The sequence below is a fragment of the Aromatoleum evansii genome, from assembly GCF_012910805.1.
GTDB classification, from domain to species: domain Bacteria; phylum Pseudomonadota; class Gammaproteobacteria; order Burkholderiales; family Rhodocyclaceae; genus Aromatoleum; species Aromatoleum evansii.
This window is the reverse complement of the sequence record NZ_WTVK01000004.1, coordinates 92783-117593: the sequence shown is the minus strand read 5'-3', so window position 1 is coordinate 117593 and position 24811 is coordinate 92783. Positions and strand designations below refer to the sequence as shown.

Below are 24811 nucleotides of genomic sequence, written 5' to 3'. Positions count from 1 at the left end.
TTGTCGGGGGAACCCGCGTCGGGCGGGCGCCGGGCGTTCAGCCGGACGGGCGGGAAGTCGCTGCGGTCATCGTTATCTCCTCATCATTGTTCTGGCGCTCGTGTGGCGCCCCCATTTCCATGGTGCGGTGACTTCCTGGATGACGTCGTGGAACCAGCGGTCGAGCAGCGGCGCGCCCTCGGGCGCCGGCTGGATCGGCAACTGGCCCGGCGCAATCAGCGCGATCGCGCCGGCATCGTCCCCCGCGACCGGCTCGCCCGCGACCGAATGCGCGCGATACGCGAGGATCACGGCGCGTACGCCGGTCTGCGAATACACGCCGATCAGTCCGTCGACGGCCACCTCCAGCCCGGTCTCCTCGCGCGCTTCGCGCACGACGGCCTCCTCGAGCGATTCGCCCTGCTCGACGTAGCCGCCGGGCGGTGCCCAGTAGCCGCCCAGCGGGTCGAGGTTGCGGCGGATCAGCACCAGCTTGTCCGCGTGCTCGATCACGGCCAACACGACCGGCGCCGGCTTGTGGAAGAAGGTCTCGCCGCAGGCAGGACAGGTCTCGCGCTCGCGGTTGTGGATTTTCGCGAGGACCAGCGGCGTGCTGCATTGCGGGCAGAACTTGGGGGCCATCTTGGTCTCCTTGGATGGGTCAGACCGCAGTCGCGTCGTCGCGGGCGGACAGGGCGAGGTCGAGGCGCAGGTTGACGAGGTCGCCGTCCTGCAGTCCGAGCGTTTCGCGGATCGGCACCGGCGCGACGATCTCGAACTTGTCTTCGGGGTAGCCGGGCATCTCCGGGAACACGACCGCACCCGTGAGATGGCCGGCAATGCTCACGCCGAAGCATTTCGCCGCGCAGAAGCCATCCTGCGGCGTGATCGCGATGCCGGCGGCGGAACGCAGTCGCGCGCGTGCCCAGTCCCAGGCTGCGCCGCGCATGCGCAGGTTGAAGGTGCCGGGCCAGGGGATGAAGCCGAGCTTGCGACGGATTTCGGCAACGACCCAGTCGATCGCGGTGAAGCGCGAGCCTTCGCCGAGGCCGGGGGCGACTTCGCCTTCGAGTTCGAGGATGGTGGCGGTGGTCATCATGTGGCGAATCCTTATTGCGTGGGTGCGGTTCGTCGGGGCGGTTCTGTGGGAGCGGCCTCAGCCGCGAATCGGCGTTGCTTCGCGGCTGAAGCCGCTCCCACAAGGAGACGTCGCCGGATCACCGCGATTTCGCCAGCTCCCGCTCTTCATTGCCGGTCCAGCGCCCGAAGAGATCGACGTCCAGGTCGAACTGGTCGAGCACCTTGGTCACCGACTGGTTGATGATGTCGTCGATGGTCTTGGGCCGGTGGTAGAAGGCCGGCAGCGGCGGCACCAGCACCGCGCCGGTCTCCGTGGCCTGCGTCATCAGGCGCAGGTGGCCGAGGTGCAGCGGCGTCTCGCGCAGCATCAGCACGAGCTTGCGCCGCTCCTTCAGCGTGACGTCGGCGGCGCGAATCAGCAGGTTGGTGTTGAAGCAGTTGGCGACCGCGGAGAGCGTTTTGATCGAGCAGGGCGCGATGATCATCCCTGCATGCTTGAACGAGCCGCTCGCAATTGAGGCGCCGACGTCGTTGTTGTCATGCACGCAGGAGGCGAGACGCTTGACGTCGTTGATCGAGTAGTCGGTCTCGTAGACGATCGTGCGCTTGGCCGAGTCCGACATCACGAGGTCGGTCTCGACGCCGATCTGCTTCAGCGCTTCGAGGATGCGGATGCCGTAGATCGCACCGCTTGCTCCGGAAATGCCGACGACGATTCTCATGGTGCTGTCTCCGTTATTTGTGCAGCGTGGCGAGCAGGGCCTGCGCCTTCGCCAGTGCGGCGGCGGGCAGGGTGACGCGGTCGAATTCGGGGCCGGCGCCGCGCGTCGCGACGAAGCCGGCCTTCGAGCCGAAGCTGCTGCCGGCCGAAGAGGGGTCGATGACGTATCCCTCGGCGCCGCCGATGATCACGGTGTCGCGTTCGGGCAGGTAGCGCGTCGCCATCGCCCACGCGACTTCGCGCGGGTCGCGGATATTCACATCGTCATCGACGACGGTGACGGTCTTGAGGCGCTTGTCGAGGTTCAGCGCGAGCATGACCAGGCGCCGCACCTCGTTGCGCGGGCAGTTCCTCACGGCGATCGCGGCCGAGAAACCGGCCGTGCCACCGGTCAGGTCCAGATCGACGACGCCCGCGACCATGGTCTGCAGCTGGCCCAGCAGTTCGGTGCCGGCGGCGAGCGAGAGCAGGGTGTCGACGTCGCCCGACCACGGGCACAGGCCGGGGTAGATGAAGTTGTCGCGGTGCGTGACGGCGGTGACTTCGACCACCGGGCTGACGTTGGAGAAGTAGTAGCCCGTGTTCTCGCCGAACGGGCCTTCCGGCTCGCGCACGCCCGGCAGGATGCGGCCTTCGATGACGATCTCGGCGCGCGCGGGGACTTCGACGTTAACGGTCAGCGCGCGCGCGAGTTCCACCGGCTCGCCGCGCAGACCGCCCGCTACCGCCATCTTGTCCGGGCCCTGCGGGCCGCTGCGCACGACCGACGCCAGCAGTGTCGCGGGCTCCAGCCCGAGCGCGATGGCGACATCGAGCGCTTCGCCCTTGGCTTCGGCATTGGCGTGGAACTGCGACAGCGGCGGGTTCGCGAGCAGCACGCCGAGGCGGTTGGCGCCCTTCACCATCATGCGGTGGATGCCCATGCCGCGACGTCCGGTGACCGGGTCGGTACACAGCACGACGCCGGTCGTGATGAAGGGGGCGCCGTCCTTTTCGTGATGGGTCAGGATCGGCAGCAGCGAGAGCAACTCGTCGCGCGATTCATGGACGACTTCCTGGACCGGCGCGTTCCTTGCGACGACGGGCGCGATCGCGCGCTGCTTGTTGTCGAGCCAGGCCTGTGCGAGCCGGTCCTCGGTCGTGCCGAAGGCGCGGGCGACGCGACGACGGGCGCCAAACAGGTTTCCGGCGACGCGCGCACCAGCGTAGCCGCGCACGTTCTCGAAGATCGTCGCGGGCGCGTCCGCCGGGAGGCTGCGCAGCACCGCCGCGATCTCGAACCTCGGGTCGAACTCGTCACGCACGTGCAGCACGTCGTCGCCAAGGTCGGCCAGGAAACTGCGCAGGTCAGGGTAGGCCATTGTTTCGCTATTCCCTTCGATGATGGAATCGGGCCGGGCAGGCACGCGGCCTGCCCGGGTCGCACTGCTTACCGATACCGCGCCGGCAAGCGCTCCACGCGCTCGATCACCCTGATCGAGAACTTCCGGTCACTCAACTGCCCGCGCCCCAACCGCACCTGCAGGCTGTCGGCGAACTTGTCGAGCGTGCTCGACACCTCCACCTTCGCGCGCTGGTAGGTGTACTTGTGCAGCCCGTCGTTGAGCGTGCGGATCGTCAGTTCCAGCTCCTTGCCCTCGGCCAGTTCCCCGAGGTCCATCACGAACACTTCCCACTTGTTTGCCATGACCGCTCCTTATTTCTTCGCGCCGCGGAAGCCGTAATCGGCCCAGTTGTTGACGACCTTCTCCTGGATGTCCTTGGGGTAGACGTTCTTGAAGCTGACGAGCGTCGGCACGTCATTGGTCTTGTCCCAATCGACCGGCCACAGGCAGTCGAACAGCACCTGCGAGCCGATCGAGTACTTGCGGTCGTGCGGAGTGGCGTGCGGGTACAGCGCCGTGCCGGTCGTGTTCTTGAAGACGTGGATGCCGCGCTCCGGATTGCAGCGCGTGCAGAACGCGTGATAGACCTCGTCCCAGTTGAAGATGTCGGTCTGGTCGTCGACCACCATCACCATGTGGAACCACGGCCCGAGCTTGGAGCCGAACGCGAGCTGCGCGATCTGCATCGCGATGCCGGCGTAGGTCGGCTTCACGCCGACGATCATCATGTGGTGCGTCGAGCGCGGGTGCATATACACGCCGGTCACCGGAATCCCCTGGCTCTTCAGCAGCTTCTCCAGCTCCAGCCCGAGCGAGAACGAGCGCAGCAACTGCCCCTCGTCCTGCGGCACGCCCATGTTCGAGATCGTCATCGTGGCGTTGTTGCGATAGGTGATCGCATCGACGCGGAAGGTCACGCGGAAGTCGCGCGGGCTGGTGCGGTAGCCGGTGTACTCGCCGAACGGGCCTTCCTCGACCTTGTAGTCGGGCAGGATCATGCCCTCGATGATGATCTCGGCATCGGCGGGGACTTCGAGGTCGTTTGTCTCGCACTTCACGAGACGCACCGGCTCGCCGGAGAGCATGCCGGTGAGCTCCGGCTCGGGGATGGGTGAGGGCGCGCACGCGGCCATCGCCGCCAGGGGCGACAGGCCGATTGCGGTCGCGAAGGGGCAGCCTTCACCGCGCGGCAGGTAGTACTCGGTGAGTGCCTTGCCGAGGTCCGAGAAGGGGAACACGGCGCCGCTCATCGTGCGGCTGTCCCACATCATCTGGCGGTACATCCCCCAGTTCACGTCGCCGCGCACCGGGTGCTTGGTGATCACCGCGTGCCAGGTCCCGACGTAACGCCCGCCGTCGCCGTCATGCACCAGCGGCACCGGCAGTTTGCACAGGTCGGCGTCGGCGCCGAGCAGGATGTTCTCCTTGCACGGTGCGTCGCGCTTGTCGATGACGACTGGTGCGACCGGCTCGCTGTTCGTGCGCTTGAGGTACTCCGCGCCGATCTGCGGCAGCGTCGAGTTCGGATCCATGCCCAACGAGATCGCCATGCGGCGGTAGGTCGAGAGCGGGGCGCCGAAGTAGCTGAAACCCGGGTAGTCCTTGATGCTCTCCATGAAGGGCGCAGCTTCGCCGAGCTCGCAGCAGCGGCGCACGATGGCGCCGGCCTCGTTGTCCCAATCCACTTCCTGCTTGATGCGCACCGCGTCGCCGGACTTGACGCACGCCTCGATGAACTCGCGGTTGTTGCGGGGTGCCGAAATCTTTCCCACGTCTGTCTCCTTGGTGATGGATATGCCGTTCGCTGCGGTGGTGAATCAGTGGATCTTCGAGAGCATTGCGTCCCACTTTCCCTGGGCCTTCAGGATCAGCTCGGCGACCTCGCGCACCGCGCCGTGCCCGCCGCGCGCCGTGGTCACGTAGGCCGCGGCTTCCTTCACGTCCGCGACCGCGTCCCCGACCGCAACCGGCAAGCCGACGCGCTTCATCATCGACAGATCCACCAGGTCGTCGCCGACGTAGCACACCTCGGCGTCGGAGATGTTCATCTCCTCGAGCATCTGCGCGTAGGGCTCGGTCTTCTTCTTGATGCCCTCGTGGAAGCGCTTGATCTTCAGCTCCTCGGCGCGATGGCGCACCGCGCCGGACTTCTTCGAAGTGATGATCGCGACCTCGACGCCGCACAGCTGCAGCACCACTACGCCCATGCCGTCCTTGATGTCGAAGTTGCGCGACTCGATGCCGTCGTCGTTGATGACGATGCGGCCGTCCGTCATGACGCCATCGACGTCGAGGATCACCAGCTTGATGTTCTTGGCCTTTTCCATGTCTTCGATTCCTTGTCAGATCCCGATTCCATACTCGTGCCAGCGCGCCTTGATCTTCGCGAGCGTCTCCTCGTCCATGCGCGCCTCGACCGGCTTCTGCTTCCATTCATACGGAATGCAGGCGTCCATCAGGATGCGGGACGTCATGAGCTTGTCGGAGTCGGGGTCGAGCGCCGGATCGAGTGGCGTCGAGCGGCCGCGCTTGATGAGCTCCGTGCCGCGCATCGGGTCGTAGCGGCAGGACAGCGCCCAGAACACCCGCTGCAGGTCGTCCGCCTGGATGTCCTCGTCGACCGTGATGACGCCCTTCATGCCGTAGTTGCCGGTGTTGCTGCCGATCACCGCATCGGCGACCTGGCGCGAATGCCCCGGGTAGGCCTGCTTCACCGACACCACCGTCCAGAAGCGGCCCGCCGATTCCGGCAGCACGCACACCGACTGCACGCCGGGGATGCGCATCTGCTCGAGCTCGGTCCACAAGGTCGCCGTGCGCGTGAAGGCGAGCAGCATATGCACGTCGGTCACCGGACGGCCCTGGCCGGTCGCCCACAGGATGGGGTTGTTGCGATGCAGGATCTGCTGCACTTCCAGCACCGGCTTCGGAATCGGCTTGTGCAGCTCGTCCGTGTAATAACCCGTGTATTCGGCGAACGGGCCTTCCGGCAGGAAATTGTTCGGGTCGATCTCTCCTTCGAGGACGATCTCCGCGCCCGCCGGCACCGGCAGTCCGGTCAGCGGCGCCATCAGGAACTCGGACTGCTGGCCGCGCACCGTGCCAGTGATGTCGTAGTCGGACGCGCCCTTGTGCATCAGCGTGCCGGCCATGAAGATCAGCGGATCGCAGCCGATGATCGCCGCCGCAGGCATCTTCTTGCCCATCTTGGCGTACTTCTTCATGATCCGCTCGCCGCGCTTGCCGGGCAGGATCTGCACGCCGCAGCGCTTGTCGTCGAGCATCTGCATGCGGTAGGTGCCGAGGTTCACTTCGCCCGTCTCCGGGTCACGCAGCACCACCGACACCATCGTCCCGATGTAGCGCCCGCCGTCGAGCGGGAAGAACTTGGGCACCGGGAACATGTTGAGATCGACCTTGTTGCCGGTCAGCACGTTTTCCAGCACCGGCCCGTCCTTCACTTCCTTCGCCTTGATCAGGCCCTCGGACGTGATCGTCTTCTTCATCCACTGCTGCGCCGACTGGCACAGCGTCAGGTCGTGCGGCAGGCCCAGCATGATCGCGAGCCGCTTGGTCGTCGCGAAGGCGCCGGTGAACACCGGCGTGTCGTAGCCCTTCACGCTCTCGAACAGCAGTGCCGGGCCTTTCTTCTCTTCGGTGAGCTTCGAGACGTGCGAAAGCTCCAGATTCCAGTCGACCTCGGTCGTCACGCGCTTGAGTTCATGAGCTTCGGCGCACTGGTTGATGAAGTACCTCAGGTCCATTCGGATGTCTCCTTGGCTGGAAAGTTGGGGTTGTTGTGTGATGGGAATCAGTGCATTGCCTGCACCGACTCGATGACTTCGTAGCCGGCGGCCGTGAGCGCGCGCGTGACCTCGGCGGTGTCGGCGTGATGGAAGCGGACGATGACCTTGCGCTCCTGGTCGCCACTCGCGACGCCCTTTGGCCCCAGGCTGATCGGGTAGATCGCGTGTACCTCGGCGCCCGTGCCCTCGACGATGTCGGCGATGCGGCCGATCGTTCCTGGGCCGATGCGCGTCGGCGCGAGCGTCACGCCGCTCCTGCGCTCCCACGCGCCGAGGAAATGCGCCGCGAGCGAGAACATCTCGATCGCCGAGATCATCCCGACCACATGGCCGTCATCCATCACCGGCAGCTGGCCGACGCCCGCCTGCTGGCCGACCTGAAGACAGCGCTCCATCGTGTCGTTGGCATCGATGGTCGCGGGGTTGCGCACCATGATGTCCTTCACCTTCACGTGGTTCGAGAAGTAGTTCAGCTCGTCCGGGCTCTGGCTGCGGATGGCCGCGTGAGCTGCGCGCAGGCAGCCGGCGCGGGTGACGAGTCCGCGCAGCCGTCCGTCATCGACGACGGGCAGGGCATGCAAATTGGTTTCGGACAGGATCCGCTTCGCCTCCGACAGCAGCGTGTCGCTGCCGAGCACCGCGGGATTGGCTTGCATCCAGTTGCGTACGATCACGATCCATTCCTCCTCAGGACAGGCGCTTGCCGACGAGCAGGTTCGAGACGATGTAATCCATCGCCGACGTCGCCCCGGTCGTCGCCGGTGCCTTCTGCTTGTTGCTCCAGATCGTCTCGGGGCGCGCCTGCAGGATGAAAACGTTGCCGCCCGCGGGCAGGTTCTTGTCGATCGCCCACTCGATGTCCATCGGCCGGCCGTAGTGCTTCTCGATCTTCTTGGCCATCCACGCGAGCTCGGTGATTTCGTCGTCGAGCACCGACTGGATGTTCTGGCGCTCGGCCGGCACCTCCATCGCGACCGAGCGCTGCAGCTTGAGGTCCGCCGTGTAGCAGACCTCCTTGGTCGAGATCGTCCGCTCGATGATGTCCAGCGTGACCTTGTTGACGACGAAGTTGTCCGGCGTCACCTCACCCGACACCACCGACTCGCCGAAGCCGAAGTTCGAGTCGATCACGATCACCGAGCGGTCGCCGGTCGAGGGATGCAGCGTGAACATCACCCCCGCGGTGTAGGCGTTCGCCATCTTCTGCACGCCCACGCTGATCGCCACCTGCTCGTGCGGGAAACCCATGCGGATGCGGTAGGCGATGGCACGCGCCGTGTAGAGGCTGGAGAAGCAGCGCCGAATGTGGTGGATGACCTCGTCGATGCCGCGGATCCACAGGTAGGTGTCCTGCTGGCCGGCGAAGCTCGCGCCCGGCAGGTCCTCGGCCGTCGCGCTCGATCGCACCGCCACCGGCACCGCCGGCAGGTAGCAGCGCACCGACAGCTTGCGGTAGGCCTCGGCGATCAGGTCCTCCAGCTCGATCGAGATCGGCCGCGACTCGATCATTTCGCGGATCCGGCGCGAAGCCTCTTCGAGGCGGTCCATGTCGTCGTGGTCCAGCCCCTGCAGCAGGGCGTTGACCTCGTCGTGGATGCCGGCCTCGTGCATGAACTGCGCGTAGCCCGCCGTCGTCACTGCGAAGCCCGGTGGCACCCGGACACCCGCGTTGATCAGCTCGCCGAGTGACGAACACTTCCCGCCGACAAGCGGCACGGAGTCCTTGTTGCAGTCCTCGAACATGCACACCTTGGGCGCCCGGCTGTCGATGCCGGGGGCGAGGCGCACTTCTTCAGCCATCAGAGCGCTTCCCATGCTGTTTCCCTCTTCACTGGACGATGGTGACCAGGCCGGACGAGCCATCGACGCGCAATGTCATGCCGGTCTTGATCACACGGGTGGAATGGCCGGTGCCGACGACGGCCGGCATGCCGTATTCGCGGCACACGATCGCCGCGTGGCTCATCACGCCGCCGACGTCGGTGATGCAGGCCTTGATCTTCGCGAAGGCCGGTGCCCAGGACGGCGAGGTCGTCGGCGCGACGAGGATCTCGCCCTCCTGCAGGTCGCGGATCTCCTCCGCGCTGCGGCACACGCGTGCCTTGCCTTCGACCAGGCCCGGGCTCGCCGGGAAGCCCTTCAGCTCGGTGATGCTGTCCGGGTCGGCGACTTCCTGCACCGAGGCCCAGGCCGACAGCGAGCTGTTCGTCACGCCCCACAGCACGATCGTGAAGGGCTCCTGGATCACTTCCGGCGCGATGCCGATCGCCGGCGGCGGTGCCCACTCGCGGAACTTCTGCATCACGCCCTTGCGCCACTCGATCTCGGCCGGCCACGTCTTCGTGCCGCGCGGCGTCACGCCCGTCGCCCACGCGGTGACGATGTCCCACAGCGCCTGCTTGATCTCGTCGCGGCGCAGGTACCAGACGTCCTCAATCTCGGCGATCACGCCATGTTCCTGCATGATCGCGGCGACTTCGCGCATCTTGTTCCAGAAGACCGAGTGGAACCAATGCTCGACGTAGAACAGGTGGTTCTCGACGTAGGGGAAGACGGTTCGCGCGCATCCCAGCAGCTCGTCGAACTGCTTGCGGTCCTGGTCGTTGTCGATCAGGTCGCGGTACTCGGCCGTCACGCGGTCGCGCTCGGCACGCACCGCCTCCATCGGACGGTCGATCTCCTGCCCGTCGCGCAGCTTGTTGATGTAGGTCTGGATGCCGTCGAGCGGCAGGTTCAGGTTGTCGTTCCAGCTGCGGTCGGTGTGGAACCAGCCCGTGCCGGACGAGATGTTGAACCACGGATAGCGCGCCTTCTCGAAGGCCGCGAGCCACTCGTCGCCATGGCGCCGGCCGGCGAGCGCCGCCTTCACGTCCGTCCACTCGCGGTGGCCCGTCACGACGTCATCGACTTCGAGCGCGACGGCCTTTTTCGCCAGCGCCTTCAGTTCGTCGTCGGACTTGTACATGATCACGTCGATGCCCGAGATCATCTGCGTCACGCGCTGCAGCGGGATGCTGGGGAACAGCTTCTGCGTGAAATCCATGAAGAACACGTAGGCCGCGTAGCCCAGGTTCAGGAACTCGAAGTGATACTGCCAGCAGCGGATGCCGAGGTTGATCAGATCGTCGTAGTTCTTCAGCAGGTGGTAGGCGGTCGATTCGCCGACACCGTCGGTCACCACCTTCAGGTCCTCGACCTCCGGCAGGCGCGGAATCTGCAGCGCCTCCAGCTCGGCGATCGTGCCCTCCATCTTGGTCTTCCACTTCGCCTCGAGCTCGTCCCAGTTCTTGTAGTAGTAGCCGGCTCGCTCCATGAAGTTGGGCACGCGCTGGCCGATCTCGTCCGGGTTCTTCACCGGCACCGGCGAGATATAGACGTAGCCGTTGATGATGCGGTGATCGACGCCGCGCACCGGCGGCACCTGGAAGATGCGGTTGTTGAACTGCGACAGCGCGAGGTACCAGGCCTCGTCCCAGATCGTGTCGAAGGGGTAGAGCGGTTCCGGGTAATGCAGTCCGTCGTAGAACCAGAACGTCTCCTTCTCGTACTGGTTGCGCTCGGCGTCGTCGGTGACGAACTGGTATTGGTACGGATACATCCGCTCCCAGCCTTCGGTCCCCGGAATCGTTTTGCCCTTCACATCGTGCGGAACAGGAAACTTCATGTGTGTCCCCTCGTGCTTGTGTAGTTTTGGGTTTCACCGGACTCGTTTCGCGGCCGGTTGCCGGACAGCCATCGCAACCGCTGTGCCAGCATGGGCTGACGCAATGCAGCAACAGTGCATGCCATGGGGGTGGTGAATCGGGTAGGGGAGGCTGCGCCGAAAGGCTGTCGGGCGCGTTACGCAGTTGCGGAAAAAATTCTTTTCGAGACTCGCGAAACGCCTGGCTGCGCAAGAGATGCAGGACCATGCGCAAGTGCGCAGTTGATCATTTGATGATCTTTTCGCGGCCATCCATCGACCGATTGATCATTTGGTGAACTCGCTTCCGCCCCCTCCGAATGGCAAGCAAAAAGCACGACTTCAAATCGTTTGACTTGGGTCAATACGACTAGCGTGGGCGACGCGTAGAAGGAACGATCCAGGAGGAGATCACACATGAGGACCAGGCAATGACCAGGGCCCATCCCAAGGCGCGCGTCGCGGCAGACGACCTGCGCGCACGCGTTCATTTCTGCGCGGAAACGGGCCAGATCTGGCTGCACGAGCACCGCATGCTGCTCGTGCATGCCGAGGCGCAAGCCTCGCTGCGCAAGGAGCTCATCGACACGCTGGGCATGAACCGTGCGCGCGGACTGCTGCTGCGCATGGGTTACGCCTCCGGCGTGCGTGACGCCGAACTTGTCCGCACGCGCATGCCCGAGCTCAGCGAAGCCGACGCCTTCATGACCGGTCCGCAGCTGCACTCGCTCGAAGGCATCGTCGGCGTGATCCCGATCCGCGTCGAGGTCGACCGCGAGGCGGGAATCTTTCATTGCGAGTTCCGCTGGATCAACTCCTGGGAAGGGCAATCCCATCGCCGCCAGTTCGGCATTCACGACGAACCGGTGTGCTGGACCCAGATCGGCTACGCCTGCGGCTATTCGTCCGCCTTCATGGGGCGGCAGATCCTGTTCAAGGAGGTCGAATGCGCGGGCATGGGCGACGATTGCTGCCGCATCGTCGGCAAGCCGATCGAGGAATGGGAGGATGCCGACGAACACATGCGCCGCTTCGCCCCCGACCCCATCGCCGATCAGTTGTTCGACCTGCAGACCCAGGTCGTGCAGCTGCGCTCGACCATCGCCGAGAAGGAAAACCTCCCCGCGGACATGATCGGCAATTCCGCCGGCTTCCGTCACGCGCTGGAACTCGTGAAGCAGGCCGCGGCAGGACAGATTACCGTGCTGCTGCTGGGCGAGACCGGCGTAGGCAAGGAGCTCTTCGCGCGAGCTCTGCACGAGATGAGCAACCGACGCGACAAGCCGCTGGTTGCGATCAACTGCGCCGCGATTCCGCACGACCTCGTCGAATCGGAACTCTTCGGTGTGGAGAAGGGCGCCTACACGGGCGCGCAGGTCTCCCGCCCCGGACGTTTCGAGCGCGCGGACGGCGGCACGCTCTTCCTCGATGAGGTCGGCGACCTGCCGCTCACCGCGCAGAGCAAGCTGCTGCGCGTGCTGCAGGAGGGGGAGGTCGAACGTCTCGGCGACGACAAGGTGCGCAAGATCAACGTCCGCCTTGTCGCAGCGACCAACGCCGGCCTCGCGCAGCTCGTCAAGGAAGGCCGTTTCCGGGCCGACCTCTACTACCGCCTCAACGCCTTGCAGATCAACATCCCCGCGCTGCGCGAACGGCGCGACGACATCTCGCCGCTGGCCAAGCACTTCCTCGAGAAGTACGCCGCAATCAACGGCAAGAAGCTGCTCGGCTTCACCGACAAGGCCAAGAAGGCGCTGGTCGGCTACGCATGGCCCGGCAACATCCGCGAGCTGCAGAACACCATCGAGCGCGGCGTGATCCTCGCCCCTCACGGCGGCCGCATCGAGATCGACCACCTGTTCCTGTCGCGCAGCGAGGACGAGGTGCAGGAATTGGGCCTCGACTCGGACGGCAAGCTCGACATCCACGGGCCGAAGGTCGGCCGTGCGCTGTGCGACGCCGTGTGCGAAGGCGCGATGACGCTGAACGAGGTCGAGGCGATGCTGCTCGAGACCGCGATGGACAGGGCGCGCGGCAACCTGTCATCGGCCGCACGCATGCTCGGCCTGACCCGGCCGCAGTTTGCCTACCGGCTCAAGCGCCTGCACGAGGACGACGCGGCGCGCGAGCCCGCCCCGGACGCCGCGGGGGAGACAGCATGACATGAGCGCCTTGCGCGAAAAGGTGCTCGACTACCTCAAGGCCCGCCACGCGATGAGCATCGCCTCATGCGGCGCGGAGGGCGTCTGGGCGGCGACCGTGTTCTACGTCAATGACGGTTTCAAGCTGTACTTCCTGTCGTCGCCCACTACGCGCCACAGCCGCAATATCGCGCACGACGCCCGCATCGCCATCACGATCCAGGAAGATTGTGCGGACTGGCACGAGATCAAGGGCATCCAGGCCGAAGGGCGCGCGGTGGAGATCGGCGGGGCGGAGGAAAACCGTGCGCGCGAGCTCTATGGCGAAAAGTACCCGGTCGTCGGAAAGATCGCCCAGGCGCCCGCCTTCATCGTGAAAGCGCTGGCGAAGGTTCGCTGGTACCGCTTCGATCCGGAAAAGTTCTACTTCATCGACAACGCCGCCGGCTTCGGCCGCCGCGAAGCGGTCGAATTCCGCAATGATTGAGCTGGCAACCGAATAGACGACGTTGGTCTGGGAGGCGGTTCCTCCCCTTTCAGGGGGGCGGAGCAGGGGTTTCGGCGAGCACTGCTCGCGGGCGGTGAAGCGGCGAGGCGCAGCCGAGACTACCGGTCAGGAGGGGGACGGTTTTCTGCAGCGAGTGCTTACTCGTCCCCTCCCGTCAGACCTGCTCGGCCAGCATCCCCGCCGGTGAATCCCTCCCGGCATCCTCCGCGGGTTGCAGCTCGATCCGGCGAAACCCCCACGCCGCCAGCACGCCAACGCCGGCGAGCACCGGGATCAGCCAGCGGCCGCCGTCCCAGCCGCCGAGCACGGTCGCCAGCGCTGCGATGGCCGGCACGCCGATGAAAGTGCCGACGTTCGAGCACTGCATGAGGATGCCGTTGGCGATGGCGATGTCGGCAGGCGTGCGCGCCACCAGCGGTATGCCCCCCATCGTGGCTGCCGGGAGCACGCCTCCTGCGCTGCAGACGAAGACTGCGGCCACGGAGCGCAGGACCGGATCGTAGCCGGCCGTGAACACGAACCAGCCGAACGCCCCCATCATGGCCGACACGCCGGCGAGCAGCGCCCAGCGCGGAACCCCCCGCGCCAGCCAGAAGTTTGTCGTCAGGTTGCCGAGGATGTTGCCCCCCACCGCCAGGGCCGTGAGCCAGGTTGCCCGCTCCGGCGTGTAACCCATGTGCTCGACTGCGAACGACGGCAACCAGGTCGCGATCATGAACCAGATCGCAGCATAACAGCCGAAGCACACCCCCATCAGCCAAGGCGCCGGCTGCGCGAGGCGTGTGCGCGAGAACATCGCCACCGGCACTGGGCGCGGGCCGCTTCCCGGTACCGCCCCGAGCTTCAGGAACAGCGCGACCAGCACGCACGTGCCGATTGCCAATGCATTTGCCAACCACAGGCCGCGCCAGCCGTGGTGCTGGAGGATGTATGGCGCCACCGCCATCATCAGCCCCATCCCCGTCGGCATGTAGCAGCTCCACAGCGTCAGCAGCCGCCGGCGCCGTCGGGGATCGTCGGCAGCGGCGGTCGCCAGCAGCGAAGGCGCGGCCACCACCACCAGCACGAAGCCGGCGCCCTCGCACGCCCGCGCTGCGATCAGGCTCAGGCCGTCGGCGGCCGCCGCTCCCAGTGCGGAGCCCAGGCCCAGGAGCAGCAGCCCTGCGAGGAGTCCGCGCTGCGCACCGAGGCTGCCGAGCGCCAGTCCGACGAGTACGCCGAGCATCGCGGCGGCGGCATTGATCGCCGTCGCGATCCAGCCCGCGTGAATCAGGCCCACCCCCAGCTGGTCCCTGATCGCGCCGAGTGCGGGGGGCACCTTGCCGACCTGGGCCGAGGCGAGACAACCGGCGACAAGTGCCAGTGCCGTCCTGCTGTCGAGCGTCTTCATGCGGGGCCTGCGGAAGTGGTACGGAATGGAGTCAGGATGGAAGTAAAATCGTTGGAGGTCAAGCAAAAAAACGGCCGCAGCGGCCGGTCGGGGATGTCGGTGCGCAGCCGTCCAGGTGCGGCGTTATAGTATCCGCATCGCCCGCTTCGCGTGCGGGCCTGACCGGAGGCGCACATGGAACGCCCACGCGGATTGCGGACCTGTCTTTACGACGAAACGCAGCTCGAACTGGTCATCGCGGAGATGGCGCAAAGGCTCGCCACGCGGCTTGACCGCGCCGATCCCGTCGCCGTTGTCGGCATACTGCGCCGTGGCGCGCCGCTGGCAGACCGGCTGGTAGCGGCCCTGCAGCGCCACTACGGGGTGCCGCCGCCGATGCGCCTCGATCTGCGCATCAAGCGTTACGAGGACGACCTGACGCTGCTCCATCCCGAAACCCGCCTGGACGAGAACGAGGCGCAGCGCTCGCTGGACCTGAAGGACTACACCGTGGTGGTGGTCGACGACGTGCTGTACACGGGGAATTCGATGTTGCGGGCGGTGGCGTGGCTGGCGCAGAAGCAGCCGCGGCAGATCATCGTCGTCACCCTTGCCGACCGTTGCGTCAACCGGCTGCCGATCCATGCCGATGTGGTAGGGGTGCGCCTGCAGGTGGCGCCGCCGGACGTCGTCGAATGCAACGTGCCGCCCTACGAGCCCACGTTCCGAATCGAATTGCTGAAGCTGGAACGGGCAGGGGGTTGAGGTGGCGCCGGGCGGCGTGGCACATGAAAAAGGGGGCCGACGGCCCCCTTCATGCAGCCCCGCTGGCGGAGCAGGGCGCCTGCGTGCGCTCAGGCTGCCTTGCGGCCCCTGGTGTTGCTCGCCTGTGCGGTCAGGATGGGCTGCAGCGCATTGCTGGCGGCCGCGAGGTTGGTCTCGGCCACGTCGCGGCTGGTCTTGACGAAGCTCTCGTAAGCGGCGCTCGCGTTGCTCATCGCGGTCTTCATCGCATTGACGAACTCGTTGGTGCCGGCGGGGGCGCTGTGGGCAAACTGCTCCACGAACTCGCCCAGGCCGCGTGCCGCTTCGTCGAACTGGCGGGTGCCGAAAGCGGCGATCTCGCCCTGGGTCTCGATGAACAGTGCATTGATGTTGCGGAAGTAGTCGGCGGCCTGTTCCAGCGACTGGTTCTGCACGGCGAGGCGCGAGGCGAACTGCTCGCGCATGTCGCCCTCGACCAGCGGTGCTGCGCCCGCCGACACGCACGCGCAGGCATTGCGGGCGGCATCGATGTTGAGCGCCATCAGGCGTTCGGTCGCATTCAGGATGGTGTCGGCGAGCGATTGGAAGGCTTCGATGTTGCCGTTCGCGGCTTTCGCCAGTTTCTGGGTGGTTACAAGAGTGTTCACGTCTAGCTCTCCTCGGCTGTATGTGATCATGGGCGCTATCCGATCTCCGTCGATTTGGCGCCAGGCAAAGCGGAAGGTGAATGCTACGTTGCCAGCCTTGCTCGTGACATACATCTTTCTGCGTGTTTTGGATACCGGTTTCCAGGTATTTTCCCCGCGATCGACCTTATCCCGATATCGTTGTAATGCCATTGCGGATGGCATACTTCGTGAGTTCGGCGACGCTGTGCAGATCGAGTTTCCGCATGATGTTGCGGCGGTGCACCTCGACCGTCGACGCGGCCAGGTGCAGGCGTTCGGCAATGCGTCCCGAGGTATGCCCCTCGGCGATCAGTTGCAGCACCTGGCGTTCGCGGGCAGTGATCCGCGGCATCGAAGTATCGCGCGGGGTGTTGTCGAGCAGGGCGCTCGCCACCGTGGCGGCGACGTCGGGGCACAGATAGGTCTTGCCCAGTTGCACGGTGTGGATCGCGCGCAGCAGTTCCTCGCCCGCTTCGGCCTTGGTGACGTAACCCCTCGCGCCGGCATTGAGCAGGTCGAGCACGAACTGCCGATCCGAGAAGGCCGACACGCCGATGACCTTGAGGTTGGGACGGATGGCCAGCAGCCGGCGGGTCGTCTCTATCCCGTTCATTGCCGGCATGCCGATGTCCACGCATGCGATGTCTACCGCTTTGTCCGCGACGAGGGCCAGGGGCTCGTCGCCGGTACCCGCCACGCCGACCACCTCGATACCGGGCTCCTTTTCCAGCATCGCGCGCAAGGCGTGCAGGAACATGCGGTGATCGTCCGCGAGCGCGATCAGGATCTTTCCGCTGCTCATGCCCGCCCCGTGCTCATCGAGTGTTCAGCCGCCTGAGATCTCGCCGGCCGCGGCTGCCTGCGGAATTCGCCCGCCTGGAGATCGAAGCTGACCCGGATTGCGGTGCCGGTTTCCGGAGACGAATTCAGCTCGAAGGTTCCTCCCGCGAATTCGGCGCGTTCCTTCATGGTGATCAGCCCCAGTCCGGGCGTCGTACCGGACTCGCCCAGATGGTGGGGGTCGAAGCCGATGCCGTCGTCGGCGATCTCCATGCAGAGAAGACCGTCGGAGTTCTCCAGATGGATGCGGACGTTTTTCGCGCGTGCATGTTTTGCGCAGTTCGTCAGGGCTTCCTGGGTGATGCGGAAGAGCAGTGACTGTACGTTGGAAGGCAAGTGCATGGTGAAATGGGTGGTGTCGAGATGCACGGCGATGCCTGTGCGCTGGCGGAACTGCTGCGCGTAGTCCTGCACGGCCGGAATCAGGCCAGCGTAGTCCAGGGTCGCCGGGCGGAGGTTGGTGCAGACGTCGCGGATGCCCGTGATGGTGTCGAGCAGGAGCCCCTTGGCGTCGTCGAGCAAGGGTTCGAGTTCCGCGAGGACCGGGGCAGGCAGCGCGCGCGCGAGGTTCGTTAGCGTGAGCTGTAATGCGGCGAGGTTGGGGCTGGTGTGGTCATGCAGCTCGGCGGCGAACTTGCGGCGCTCGTTCTCCTGCACGTCGACCATGTGGCGCGAGAGCTCCGCGAGCCGCGTCGCATGGGCCGCGCGTTCGAGTTCCAGCTGTTTGCGGTCGGAATTGTCGGAAAGCACCGTCCGGCTGGCGACGAAGCTGCCCTGCGCGTCGAAGATGGCCGTCGAACTGAGCAGCACGGGCAGCGACGAACCGTCCCGGCGCAACAGCTCGATGTCCATGTTGCGCAGAAGGCCGGTCTTCTTGAACGTGCGGAACACCTGCCCGAACAGCGCCCGGCTCGCGGGGCAGAACAGCTCGAAGGCGCGCCTGCGCCCGACGATTTCGTCGCGTTCATGCCCCAGCCAGCGCAGCAGCGTGTCGTTGATGCGGATGATCATCCCGTCCGCGTCGAGGGAATAGTAGCCGCAGGGTGCGTTCTGGTAGAGATCCTCGATCTCGAAGGTCTTGCGCCGCAGCTCCTGCTCAGCGAGCTTGCGTTCGGTGATGTCCTGAGTCGTGCCGTAGAGCTTGTACACCCGGCCGCGGTGATTCTTGACCGGCACGATCGTCGTCGCGTGGAAGCGCTCGGCGCCCGACGGCAGATGCACGGTCTGCTCCAGCTCCTGCCGCGCGCCGGTGTCGATCGCTTCCCAGAACGCGGCACGCGTCAGCTCAACCGATTCGAGCGAGTAGTAACCCAGGGCTTCGTTGAGATCGGGGGTGCCTTGCGTGCTGGGCCGTTCGAACAGGCGGTACAGCTGTGGAGACCAACTCATCGCGCCGGTGTCGCGATCCAGTTCCCAGTCGCCCATGCGTCCGACCGCCTGCGCTTCGTGCAGGCGAGCCTCGCTTGCACGGAGGACCTCTTCGGCATTGGGTGGGTCGGGCATCTCCCGGGGCATGACAACCTCACTGCGACCAGATCGACGCAGTAAACACAATGGCGCATGGCGCAGAAGCCGAATTCTCGCGCGCGGAGCGCCTCGCGCGCGCGTTTCCAGGCAGCGCTATATCCTTGGGAATCATTCTCATTCTAGTGCGCCAGCCAAGATATTTATATGAATTGCACTCGTCCCAAGCTCCCATTCAGGTCTCCTGCCGATACCTTCGTCGCACACCGGAAAATTCGGATGTGATACGCGCGCTGCCGCGCGTCCCGACTTGGACGTATCGCCTCGAACTGCGGGAATAGGTCGCGCCTGTGCGCCACGCAATGCATTACGGGCAGCACATGTCTCCTGGTGGCGCGTTCCGTCGTCATACGGACGACATGGCTGAAACCGGCCTCGAGGCCAAGCTTCAAAGCCAATGATCATACCGGGGCGAGATTCCTCGACCTATACCCGGAACCCTGTACCAGTGTGTAACGCGATGTATCGTCCGCTTGCCGTCACTCGTCCGCCATCGCGCGGCGAGGCGGGCGCAACAGGTAGCGTGCCGGATCGAGCGCCTCCACCAGCGAGCGTTCCAGCGGTAAGGGGTCGCCCGCGAGCTCGCTCGCCAGCAGTTCGGCCGCCAGCGCGGCCCAGACCAGCCCCCGGGCACCGAAGCCTTCGACGGCGTAGAGGCCGGGGTGGCGCGGGATGGAGGACAGGGGACTCGCACGATCGGCCTGGGGCACCGCCGGCACTGCGCCGATCATCGGCAGCCGGTCGGGGGATGCGGGGCGGAAGCCGACTCGTCCGTCGAGGCGGGCTGGATCGAAAGCGGAGGCGAAGCCGGGCAGGATGAAATCGAGTTTGGCGAGATTCTCGCGGTGATCGCTGACGCGCAGCGCGGCGTCTTCGTCATCCACCGAAAAGGTCGCGCCCGCGCAGCGCACGCCATCGATCGCCGGGCTGACGTAGCCGAGGCGGCACACGACCACGCGCGGCGCGCTGTCCGCCTCGGCCGGGAGATGGCTCACCTGGCCGCGCGCGCTGCGCACGGGCAGGGCGGCAGCCTGTGGGAAGCGCCGGATGCCGACGCCGTTGGCGAGGATCGCGACGGGCGCCGCCGCGATCACGTCGCCGTTCGCGTCCAGTGCGCGCCAGCCGTCGACGTCCGACTCCAGCGCGGCGACGTCGCTGCCGAAATGGCAACGGATCAACTCGGGGAAGGCGGTCAGGTTCGCCCGGCACAGGCTGGGAGGATTGACCCAGCCGCCGCCGGGAAACCACCATCCGCCCAGCGGCAGCGGCCAGCCTGCGATGCGCGATGCCTCTTCGCTCGCGACAAAACGCAGGTACTCCTCGGGGGCCTGCTGTGCCTCCACCACGCGCCGCTGCTTATCCTCGTGCATCGGGTCGCGTGCGAGGTGGAGCACCCCGCACGCCTCCCAGCGCACCGGCAGGCCGCCTGCGCTCAGGCGCTGCAGGTGGCGCAGGCCGTACAGGGCGCCGGCGCGGGTAATGCGGGCGAGGCGGTTGTCGTCGAGGCTGGGCAGCGGGCGCAGCACGCCGCTCAGATTGCCCGAGGCGCCTTGCGCCGCCTCCGCCGCGGAGTCGACGACATCTACGGTCCAGCCGCGCTCGGCAAGGCGGTTGGCGATGCTGCTGCCCGCCAGCCCGGCCCCGATCACCAGCGCATGGCGGGCCGTGGCGGCCGACGCCGTGTCGGCGGCGTCGCCGATCCGGGCCCGCAGCATCTCGCGCTTGCCGCCGAATCCTGCCGCCCTCTCGCAGCGGAAACCCAGCTCGCCCAGGGTGCGTCGCACGGCGCCTGTCACCGACCAGGTCGCGAGGGTGGCGCCCGGTGCCGCCAGGCGCGGCAGTTCGCGCAGCAGCTCGGCCGACCACAGCTCAGGGTTCGTCGCGGGCGAGAAGCCGTCCAGATAGAAGGCATCGGCGCGGCATTGCAGTTCGGGCATCAGGTCCAGCGCGTCGCCGAGCAGCAGGGTCAGGACGACGCGGCCACCGTCCAGGTGCAGGCGGTGGATGCCCGGCGTCAGCACCGGCCAGTGTTCCCGCAGCTCCGCCGCGAGCGCTGCCAGCCCGGGCCAGCGGGTGTGCAGCGTCGCGATGTCCTCGCGGCGGAAGGGGTGGCGTTCGACCGACACGAAATGCAGCCGACCGCAGCGCTGCGCATCCTCGCGCCAGGCCGCCCAGGTCGCGAGGAAGTTGAGCCCCAGCCCGAAGCCGGTCTCGACGATGGTAAAGCGTTCGCGCTCCTGCCAGCGCTCCGGCAGGCCATTGCCGCCGATGAACACATGCCGTGCCTGCTCGAGCCCGCCGTCGCGCGAGAAATAGACGTCGCCGAAGGCGTCGGAGCAGGGCGTGCCGTCCTCGGTGAAGCTCAGGCGGGCCGGTTCGATGGGCATGGTCGTCGGACGGGGCGGTGACGAAAAATCGCAACTCGAAAAAGACAGGGCGCCTTTCGGCGCCCTGTCGTCGTCGCGATGTCCAGCTTACTCCATCCGCATCTGCGGGAAGAGGATCACGTCGCGGATGCTGGGGCTGTCGGTGAGCAGCATCACGAGACGGTCGATGCCGATGCCGCAGCCGCCGGTCGGGGGCAGGCCGAATTCGAGGGCGCGGATGTAGTCGGCGTCGAAGAACATCGCTTCCTCGTCGCCCGCTTCCTTCGCCTTCACCTGCTCGAGGAAGCGTGCGGCCTGGTCTTCGGGGTCGTTCAGCTCGGAGAAGCCGTTGGCGATCTCGCGGCCGACGATGAAGAGCTCGAAGCGCTCGGTGATCTCCGGGTTGGCGTCGTTGCGGCGCGCGAGCGGCGACACTTCGGCCGGGTAGTCGATGATGAAGGTCGGCTCCCACAGCTCGGCTTCCGTGGTCTCTTCGAACAGCATCAGCTGCAGCGTGCCGAGGCCGGCGCCTGCGCGCGGTTCGGCCTTCAGGTCGGTGAGCTTGTTGCGCAGCCAGCCGGCGTCGTTGAGCTGCTCGACGGTGTAGCCGGGATGATACTTGCGGATCGCCTCGACGATGGTGAGGCGCGCGAAGGGCTTGGACAGATCCAGCTCGCGGCCCTGATACACGAACACCTCGGTGCCCAGCGCCTCACGGGCGGCCTGGCGCAGCAGGCCCTCGGTGAAGTTCATCAGGCTGCGGTAGTCCGCATACGCCTCGTAGAACTCCATCATCGTGAATTCGGGGTTGTGGCGCGGGCTCAGGCCTTCGTTGCGGAAGTTGCGGTTGACCTCGAAGACCTTCTCGAAGCCGCCGACCACCAGGCGCTTGAGGTACAGCTCGGGCGCGATGCGCAGGAACAGCTCCATGTCCAGCGCATTGTGGTGGGTGGTGAAGGGCTTGGCCGCCGCGCCGCCAGGGATGGGGTGCATCATCGGCGTCTCGACTTCGAGGAAGCCGTGGTTGACCATGTAGTTGCGGATCGACTGCACCATGCGGCTGCGCGCGACGAAGGTGAAGCGCGTCTGCTCGTTCATGATCAGGTCGACGTAACGCTGGCGGTACTTCTGCTCGACGTCGGTGAGGCCGTGGAACTTGTCCGGCAGGGGGCGCAGGCTCTTGGTGAGCAGGCGCACTTCCGAGACTTTCACCGACAGCTCACCGGTGCGCGTCTTGAACACGGTGCCGACCGCGCCGACGATGTCGCCGATGTCCCAGTGCTTGAAGTCGGCGTACACTTCCTCGCCGACCGCGTCGCGCGTGACGTAGAGCTGGATGCGCCCGGACAGGTCCTGGATGGTGATGAAGCTCGCCTTGCCCATGACGCGCTTGAGCATCACGCGGCCGGCGACCTTGACTTCGACCGGGTTGGCGTCGAGGACTTCCGGTTCCTTGTCGCTGTACAGCTCGTCGAGTTTGCCGGCGGTGTTTTCGCGCGAGAAGTCGTTCGGGAATGCGCGGCCGGTGGCGCGCCAGGCGGCCAGTTTCTCACGCCGCTCGGCGATGATGTGGTTCTCGTCGGGTGCGCTGGCGGGGTTGTTGTTCTGGTCGCTCATGAATCGAATCGGCTGGTTGCGGCGAAAAAAGGCAATTGTGGCATGCCGCGGGATACCGGGCAAATTCGGACCGCCCAGCAACGCCCATGCCGCCCCGAGGTATGCCCCGACCGTCGCGTATCTTCCGCCGGTCGTCGCGTGCCGGGCGCCGGCGCATACATCCGTTTCGCGCTTCGCCTAAAGTGTCCGCCTTCGCAGCCGATAGAGGTTGCCATGTTTGGACAAAAATAGACCGGAGAGTCCCCATGAGTTCACCCGAGAGCCTGTATGTAAGGATAGAAAAGACCTTCTGGAATTCGCTCACGAAGAAGCTGTGCAGCTTCCTGCTGCTGTTCTTCATCGACGTGGTGTATCTCGCGATTTACCTGAACCAGAAGACGGAGGTCCGGTCCCTGCTCGAGGCGGGCAAGGTCTCGCCCGAATTGGCGCAGCAGGTCGCGGGGTCCCTCGAGGGGGGGCTGTACCTGATGCTGGTCCTGACGGCGGTGGCACTGCTGATCAACGTCGGCCAGATCGTCTACATCCGGCACCTCATCGTCCGGCCGGTGCGCATCATCACCGGCATCTTCAACGAGATCGCGCGCGGCGAGGGCGATTTTTCGCGTAACCTGCCGCTCGTCACGCACGACGAGCTGCGCGATCTTGCGGTCAGCTACAACCATTTCGCCGAAAAGATGCGGCAGATCATCGGCGATGTGCGCACGTCGAGCGTGAATATCGCCCGCGACGCAGTGGTGGTGAAGTCGCGCGTCGAAGGCGCGGCGAACAATGCACGCCGGCAGGGCCAGCTCACCGAGGTGGTGTTCAGCGCGAGCACCGAGTCGACCTCGGCGATCGAGAGTGTTTCGGCGAGCACCCAGCATATATCGGCCTCGACGACCAAGAACCTCGACATCGCGCGGGCCTCGCTGGGCGAGATGCGCGAGATATCCGACAAGATCAATGCGGTGAGCGAGAAGGTGGTGCACTTCAATGCGACGGTGGACGATCTGTCCACGCGCTCCGAGAGCGTCAAGCAGATCGCCAAGCTGATCCGCGAGATCGCCGATCAGACCAACCTCCTCGCGCTCAACGCGGCGATCGAGGCGGCCCGCGCAGGCGAGGCGGGGCGCGGCTTCGCGGTCGTCGCGGACGAGGTCCGCAAACTGGCCGAGCGAGTGAACACCGCGGCCGAGGAGATCACCGGCAACATCGACGGGATGATCGGCCGGGTGATGACGACGCGGGCGGAGAACGAGGTCATCAATGCCGACGTGCTGCAAGCGCGCGAGGTCGTCGCCCGCTCCGCGACGCAGTTCCAGTTCATGGTTGGCGAATTCGAAACGACCGGCGAGCAGCTGCTGCAGATCGCGGCGGCGATGGAGCAGCTGTCGGCGACCAATGCCCAGGTCCATGACAACGTGACCGCGATTCACGACCTGTCCGGCACGGTGGCGGGCCACATGGAAGAGTCCGAGGCCTGCACGCTCAAGCTCGCCCGCGCGACCGAGTCGGTGCAGGAGCTGGTGTCGCGCTTCAAGATCGGCAAAGGCGAGTTCGATCATGCCGTCGAGCAGGCGAAGGCCTTCCGTGACCGTGTGCAGGCCCAGCTGGAGGACATGAAGAACAATCGCATCGATGTCTTCGACAAGCGCTACCAGCCGATCGCGGATACCTTCCCGCAGAAGTTCAAGGTGTCGTGGGGCGACGAATACACGCGGCGCTGCCAGAAGCTGCTCGAGGAATGCCTGACCTCCATTCCCGGCTGCACCTATGCCGTCGCGGTCAATACCGATGGTTACCTGTCGGCGCACAACCTCAAGTATTCGAAGCCGCTCACCGGCAACAAGGACGCAGACCTGGTCGGCAACCGCACCTGCCGCAAGTTCGTGAGCCACGCGGAGCAGCGCGCGGCGAAGAACGCCGAGCCGATGCTGCTGCAGACCTTCCTGCGCGATACGGGTGAAATCCTGTGCGACGTGGCCATGCCGATCATGGTCGGCGGCCGTCACTGGGGGAATGTGCGGGTCGGCGTGCCGGCGGAGGCGCTGCTCGCCGAGCGCTGACGGGGGCGGACCGGGCGCCGCGCGGCGCCCGGTTTGCGGCTGGTGCCGTGGAGGTCAGCGAGCCTGTTCGGGCAGGACGATATTGACTTCCAGGACCTCGTAGTTGTCCTGCTTGTCGAGATGCACCTTGATGTCGTCGGGATTGACGGCGACGTACTTCGAGATCACCTCGATCAGCTCGCGCTGCAGCGCGGGCAGGAAGTCGGCCTTGGCCGCGTCGCCGCTGCGCTCGTGTGCGATCAGCAGCGACAGGCGGTTCTTGGCGATTTCCGCCGTCTTCTTCTTTTCGCCGAAGAGGCGGGCAAGGAAGGACAT

General features: G+C 65.9%; 22 protein-coding genes. 4 read left to right on the top strand and 18 right to left on the bottom strand.

The features are described from left to right. Window positions 1–72 precede the first annotated feature (72 nt). The 11 genes from GO615_RS03185 to GO615_RS03135 form a co-directional block, all read right to left on the bottom strand. Window positions 73–621 (bottom strand): NUDIX hydrolase, encoded by a 549-nt coding sequence (locus tag GO615_RS03185; protein WP_169125597.1) that lies wholly within the window; start codon window positions 619–621, stop codon window positions 73–75. A 19-nt stretch (window positions 622–640) separates the two neighbouring features. Beyond that, entirely contained in the window at window positions 641–1078 is a 438-nt protein-coding gene (locus GO615_RS03180; protein ID WP_169125596.1) for a DUF120 domain-containing protein, read from the bottom strand. Window positions 1079–1196: 118 nt separating this feature from the next. Further along, window positions 1197–1781: a UbiX family flavin prenyltransferase gene (locus GO615_RS03175; RefSeq protein WP_018989890.1), complete on the bottom strand. Its 585-nt coding sequence runs from the start codon at window positions 1779–1781 to the stop codon at window positions 1197–1199. Between the two features lie 13 nt (window positions 1782–1794). Beyond that, the gene (locus tag GO615_RS03170; RefSeq protein WP_169125595.1) at window positions 1795–3141 is read right to left on the bottom strand and encodes a UbiD family decarboxylase; all 1347 of its coding nucleotides are present in this window, start codon (window positions 3139–3141) and stop codon (window positions 1795–1797) included. Between the two features lie 68 nt (window positions 3142–3209). Continuing rightward, entirely contained in the window at window positions 3210–3467 is a 258-nt protein-coding gene (ppcG, locus tag GO615_RS03165; protein ID WP_169125594.1) for a phenylphosphate carboxylase subunit gamma, read from the bottom strand. A gap of 9 nt (window positions 3468–3476) precedes the next feature. Beyond that, window positions 3477–4937, bottom strand: a complete 1461-nt coding sequence (gene ppcA, locus GO615_RS03160; RefSeq protein ID WP_169125593.1) for a phenylphosphate carboxylase subunit alpha — start codon at window positions 4935–4937, stop codon at window positions 3477–3479. Window positions 4938–4982: 45 nt separating this feature from the next. Next, a complete protein-coding gene (ppcD, locus tag GO615_RS03155; protein WP_169125592.1) occupies window positions 4983–5492 on the bottom strand; it encodes a phenylphosphate carboxylase subunit delta in 510 nt (169 codons plus the stop codon). A 15-nt stretch (window positions 5493–5507) separates the two neighbouring features. Beyond that, the gene (gene ppcB, locus GO615_RS03150; RefSeq protein WP_169125591.1) at window positions 5508–6929 is read right to left on the bottom strand and encodes a phenylphosphate carboxylase subunit beta; all 1422 of its coding nucleotides are present in this window, start codon (window positions 6927–6929) and stop codon (window positions 5508–5510) included. Between the two features lie 47 nt (window positions 6930–6976). Continuing rightward, complete coding sequence (locus GO615_RS03145; protein WP_169125590.1) at window positions 6977–7645, bottom strand: CBS domain-containing protein; 669 nt, start codon at window positions 7643–7645, stop codon at window positions 6977–6979. Window positions 7646–7658: 13 nt separating this feature from the next. Further along, window positions 7659–8786: a PEP/pyruvate-binding domain-containing protein gene (locus GO615_RS03140; RefSeq protein ID WP_169125589.1), complete on the bottom strand. Its 1128-nt coding sequence runs from the start codon at window positions 8784–8786 to the stop codon at window positions 7659–7661. A 13-nt stretch (window positions 8787–8799) separates the two neighbouring features. Beyond that, a complete protein-coding gene (locus GO615_RS03135) occupies window positions 8800–10635 on the bottom strand; it encodes a PEP-utilizing enzyme (RefSeq protein WP_169125588.1) in 1836 nt (611 codons plus the stop codon). Window positions 10636–11084: 449 nt separating this feature from the next. Here GO615_RS03135 and GO615_RS03130 point away from each other — a divergent pair, with 449 nt between their 5' ends. Further along, a complete protein-coding gene (locus GO615_RS03130) occupies window positions 11085–12815 on the top strand; it encodes a sigma-54-dependent Fis family transcriptional regulator (RefSeq protein WP_169125587.1) in 1731 nt (576 codons plus the stop codon). A 1-nt stretch (window position 12816) separates the two neighbouring features. After that, entirely contained in the window at window positions 12817–13281 is a 465-nt protein-coding gene (locus tag GO615_RS03125; RefSeq protein ID WP_169125586.1) for a pyridoxamine 5'-phosphate oxidase family protein, read from the top strand. Between the two features lie 175 nt (window positions 13282–13456). On the opposite strand, the gene GO615_RS03120 is transcribed toward GO615_RS03125, so the two are convergent. Next, window positions 13457–14692: an MFS transporter gene (locus GO615_RS03120; RefSeq protein ID WP_169125585.1), complete on the bottom strand. Its 1236-nt coding sequence runs from the start codon at window positions 14690–14692 to the stop codon at window positions 13457–13459. Between the two features lie 174 nt (window positions 14693–14866). Here GO615_RS03120 and GO615_RS03115 point away from each other — a divergent pair, with 174 nt between their 5' ends. Then, window positions 14867–15436: a phosphoribosyltransferase family protein gene (locus GO615_RS03115; protein WP_169125584.1), complete on the top strand. Its 570-nt coding sequence runs from the start codon at window positions 14867–14869 to the stop codon at window positions 15434–15436. An 89-nt stretch (window positions 15437–15525) separates the two neighbouring features. On the opposite strand, the gene GO615_RS03110 is transcribed toward GO615_RS03115, so the two are convergent. The 5 genes from GO615_RS03110 to lysS form a co-directional block, all read right to left on the bottom strand. Next, entirely contained in the window at window positions 15526–16083 is a 558-nt protein-coding gene (locus GO615_RS03110) for a phasin family protein (protein ID WP_169125583.1), read from the bottom strand. 166 nt (window positions 16084–16249) lie between these two features. Next, window positions 16250–16906: a response regulator gene (locus tag GO615_RS03105; protein ID WP_169125582.1), complete on the bottom strand. Its 657-nt coding sequence runs from the start codon at window positions 16904–16906 to the stop codon at window positions 16250–16252. Beyond that, window positions 16903–18459, bottom strand: coding sequence for a PAS domain-containing sensor histidine kinase (locus tag GO615_RS03100; protein ID WP_169125581.1), 1557 nt, complete (start codon window positions 18457–18459; stop codon window positions 16903–16905). The genes GO615_RS03105 and GO615_RS03100 overlap by 4 nt, the downstream gene beginning before the upstream one ends. 488 nt (window positions 18460–18947) lie before the next feature. Continuing rightward, on the bottom strand, window positions 18948–20855 hold the full coding sequence (gene mnmC / locus GO615_RS03095; protein WP_169125580.1) for a bifunctional tRNA (5-methylaminomethyl-2-thiouridine)(34)-methyltransferase MnmC2/FAD-dependent 5-carboxymethylaminomethyl-2-thiouridine(34) oxidoreductase MnmC1: 1908 nt from the start codon (window positions 20853–20855) through the stop codon (window positions 18948–18950). Window positions 20856–20942: 87 nt separating this feature from the next. Next, the gene (gene lysS, locus GO615_RS03090) at window positions 20943–22451 is read right to left on the bottom strand and encodes a lysine--tRNA ligase (protein ID WP_169125579.1); all 1509 of its coding nucleotides are present in this window, start codon (window positions 22449–22451) and stop codon (window positions 20943–20945) included. Window positions 22452–22696: 245 nt separating this feature from the next. On the opposite strand from lysS, the gene GO615_RS03085 reads away from it, so the two are divergent. Beyond that, window positions 22697–24496 carry a methyl-accepting chemotaxis protein gene (locus GO615_RS03085; protein ID WP_169125578.1) on the top strand — a complete coding sequence of 600 codons (1800 nt, stop codon included), beginning with the start codon at window positions 22697–22699 and terminating at the stop codon, window positions 24494–24496. A 54-nt stretch (window positions 24497–24550) separates the two neighbouring features. Here GO615_RS03085 and minE read toward each other — a convergent pair whose 3' ends face one another. Then, window positions 24551–24811: a cell division topological specificity factor MinE gene (gene minE / locus GO615_RS03080; RefSeq protein WP_169125577.1), complete on the bottom strand. Its 261-nt coding sequence runs from the start codon at window positions 24809–24811 to the stop codon at window positions 24551–24553.